This is a genomic window from Bradyrhizobium sp. P5_C11_2 (genome assembly GCF_054049755.1).
Map to the genome: position 1 here is coordinate 1 of NZ_JBFULT010000714.1, position 3,228 is coordinate 3,228.

Below are 3,228 nucleotides of genomic sequence, written 5' to 3' on the forward strand. Positions count from 1 at the left end.
GCTTCATGCCCTGGACCTACCCGCCGCAGTTCGACCTGCTGCTGGCGCCGTTAGCCTTCCTGCCGGTGTGGGCCGCCTATTCGGTGTTCACGGCCATGACGCTCACCGCCTATCTGATGACGCTGCGCGCGATTGCAGGCAATAACTTCGCACTGATCCTCATCGTTCTGTTTCCGGCCATGGCGATCACGATCGGCTGCGGACAGAACGGCCTTCTCACCGGCGCGTTGATCGGGCTCGTCTGCGTCAACCTGCAGAAGCGCCAGGTGCGCGCGGGCCTCGCGCTCGGCGCCATGGTCATCAAGCCGCACCTGGCCGTTGCGGTCGGGGTGTATCTGCTGGCGACCCGCCGCTGGGCAACGATCGCCACCGCCGCGATGGTCGTGCTCGTGAGCTCGCTGCTCTGCACCCTCGTCTTCGGGCCGCAGATCTGGATTGCGTGGCTGGGCGCGATCAGGGAGTCGGCGGGCTTTCTCGAACAGGGCATGTATCCCCTGTTCCGAATGATCTCGGGCTACGCAGCGCTGTACAACGCCGGCCTCTCCGCCAGCGGAGCATTCTGGGGCCAGGTCGTTTTCGCGGCCCTTGCGCTCGCTGCGATCGCACTTGGCATCGCGCGCGGGATGCCTGCTCGCTTCACGCTCGGCATCGCGGCGATCGTCTCGGTGATGATCAGCCCCTATGCCTATGACTACGATCTGCCGATCGTCGGCGTCGGTCTGGCGCTGCTGCTTCCCGACCTTCCCAGGGTGACGAGCCCGCGCGAACGCAGCGTCATGTACGGGCTCATCATGCTGGCCGGCGCTTACGGCCTGCTGCAATCGACGACCCTTGCAGCCGGTTTTGACGAGCGCTTCAAGCCGGCGGTCGCCGGCGTCGCGCTCATTGCTGTGCTGGCGATGCTGCTGCGCACGCTGTGGCGCAACGCGCAGCCGGCGGCCGCGACAAGGTGCGCCCGCCGTCGAGCTCGCCTCCCCGGTGCGCCTCCTGGAATAGCCCCCGGCACAAATCACGGAACCTAGGCCGTCGGCGGGGGTTTGACTGATCCCGCCGCGGCCGCGTTTCCCGGTGGGAGCGATGTCCTGCCTGCCGCAGCGCAACCAAGGGAGACTCACGATGCCTACAGCCGAGACGGATCACGTCTACAAGATCCTCGAACTGGTCGGATCGTCGGACACGTCGATCGAGGATGCGATCAAGAACGCGATCAGCCGCGCCGCCAAGACCATTCGCGAGATGAAATGGTTCGAGGTGGTGCAGACGCGCGGCCACATCGAGAACAACGCCGTGCGCCACTACCAGGTGACGCTGCGCGTCGGGTTTACGCTGGAAGGGTGAGGCAGGACTCACGGCAAAACCGGCGCGTGAGGCCCGTGTGGTTAACATCCTCCGACGATAACCCGTCGAAACATCGAGGACTGGTTCCGGCCGAATACGGGGTTGGCACAATCAGCGCGGATAACGCAACAAGCCGTTAAGGCCAAGGTGAGAGGTTTGCACCGAAATGGAGCAAGCCTGATGACAACGGGCCGCGAACTCGGGAAGACGCGCCTTCCGCTTTGGGCGGCGGGTTTCGTCATGCTGACCTGCTTCGCCATCCTGGGCTTGAGCGGCTGGCGCGAATGGGAAACGCGCAATGCCGAGCTCAGAAACGCCGAAATCGACGTCGCCAACCTCGCGCATTCGCTGGTCCAGCATGCCGACGACACCTTCGAGCTCGTCGATACCATCCTCGTCGGGCTGGTCCATCGGCTCGAGCTCGATGGAACCGGTCCGGACACCATCGCAAAGCTTCAGACCTATCTGCCGACCCGCAAATCATCGGACCGCATCCGCGGCATCTTCGTCTATGACGAGACCGGCCGCTGGCTTGCCACGACCGAGCAGGTCGACTTCTCCAAATTCAACAACAGCGACCGCGAATATTTCCAGCGTCATCGCGACTCGCCGGATCCGGGCACGCTGATCGGACGACCCGTCAAGAGCCGTTCCGGCGGCCAGTGGATCATCACCGCATCTCGCCGKATCAACCACCCCGACGGCAGCTTCGCCGGCGTTGCCCTGCTCACGATCGACGTCAGCTATTTCGTCAAGTTCTACGAGCGCTTCGACCTCGGTCCGCACAGCTCGGCGTCGCTGCTGAACAACGACGGCATCATGCTGGCGCGCAGCCGCGACGAGAGCGGCGCCTTCGTCGGACGCGACCTGTCCAACGCGCCGTTGTTCAAGCAATGGAAGAGCCGTCCGGCTGCGGCCGTCTACTATTTCAAGTCTCCGCTGGATAACGTGCAGCGGCTCAGCTACTACCAGCGCAGCAGCCGCTATCCCCTGATGGTGCTGGCGAGCAAGTCGCAGGACGACGTGCTGGCCCCTTGGCGCCGCGCGGCGGCCGCACGCATGACCGTTGTCCTCGGCCTCGTCCTGCTGATCGCGGCGATCGGCTTTTACCTGGTCCGCCAGCTCTTGCAGGGGCAGCGCATGGCACAGGCCCTGATCGCCAAAGAAGCCCATTTCCRCCTGCTGGCCGAGCAATCCAGCGACATGGTGACCAGGATCGGGCTGGATAACCGGCTGATCTACGTTTCTCCGTCATGCGCGCGCATCATCGGCTGGTCTTCCAACGAACTGCTGGGGACGTCGGCCGTGGCCGGGGTTCACGCGGAGGACATGGAGCGGGTCGAGCAGGCGATTGCCGCGCTGAAGAACGGCGAGGCGGAGGAGGCAAGGTTCGTCTACCGTCAGCGCCATCGCGACAAGGGCGAGATCTGGGCCGAGTCGGCCCTGCACGTGACCCGGGCGTCCGACAGCGGCGAGATCGACGGCGTCGTCGCGGTGGTGCGCGACATGACCGAACAGAAGGACTTGCAGGACAAGCTCGCCTCGCTCGCGGCGACCGACGGCCTCACCGGGCTCGCCAACCGGCGCGCATTCGACGAGCGCCTCGCGGACGAATGGGCCCGCGCCCGCCGCGATGGCACCCCACTCTCGCTCCTGCTGATCGACGTCGATCATTTCAAGGCGTTCAACGACCATTACGGGCATTTGGCCGGCGACGGCTGCCTGCGTGCGCTGGGGCGGATCCTGTCCGCTCATCCGCGGCGGCCGGCCGACCTCGCGGCGCGCTACGGCGGCGAGGAGTTCGCCGTGCTGTTGCCGAACACCGATGCCGACGGCTGCGCCAGGGTCGGCGAGGAGATTCGCGGCGCGCTGCGCGACCTCGCCATGCTG

General features: G+C 65.5%; 3 protein-coding genes. All 3 read left to right on the top strand.

The features are described from left to right. On the top strand, positions 1–1,022 hold a 1,022-nt coding region (locus ACXJL8_RS37410; RefSeq protein ID WP_456686648.1), incomplete at its 5' end, for a glycosyltransferase family 87 protein. 94 nt (positions 1,023–1,116) lie between these two features. Continuing rightward, positions 1,117–1,338 (top strand): dodecin, encoded by a 222-nt coding sequence (locus tag ACXJL8_RS37415; RefSeq protein WP_456617290.1) that lies wholly within the window; start codon positions 1,117–1,119, stop codon positions 1,336–1,338. A gap of 180 nt (positions 1,339–1,518) precedes the next feature. Continuing rightward, the coding region (locus ACXJL8_RS37420; protein WP_456686649.1) for a sensor domain-containing diguanylate cyclase at positions 1,519–3,228 on the top strand (1,710 nt) is incomplete at its 3' end.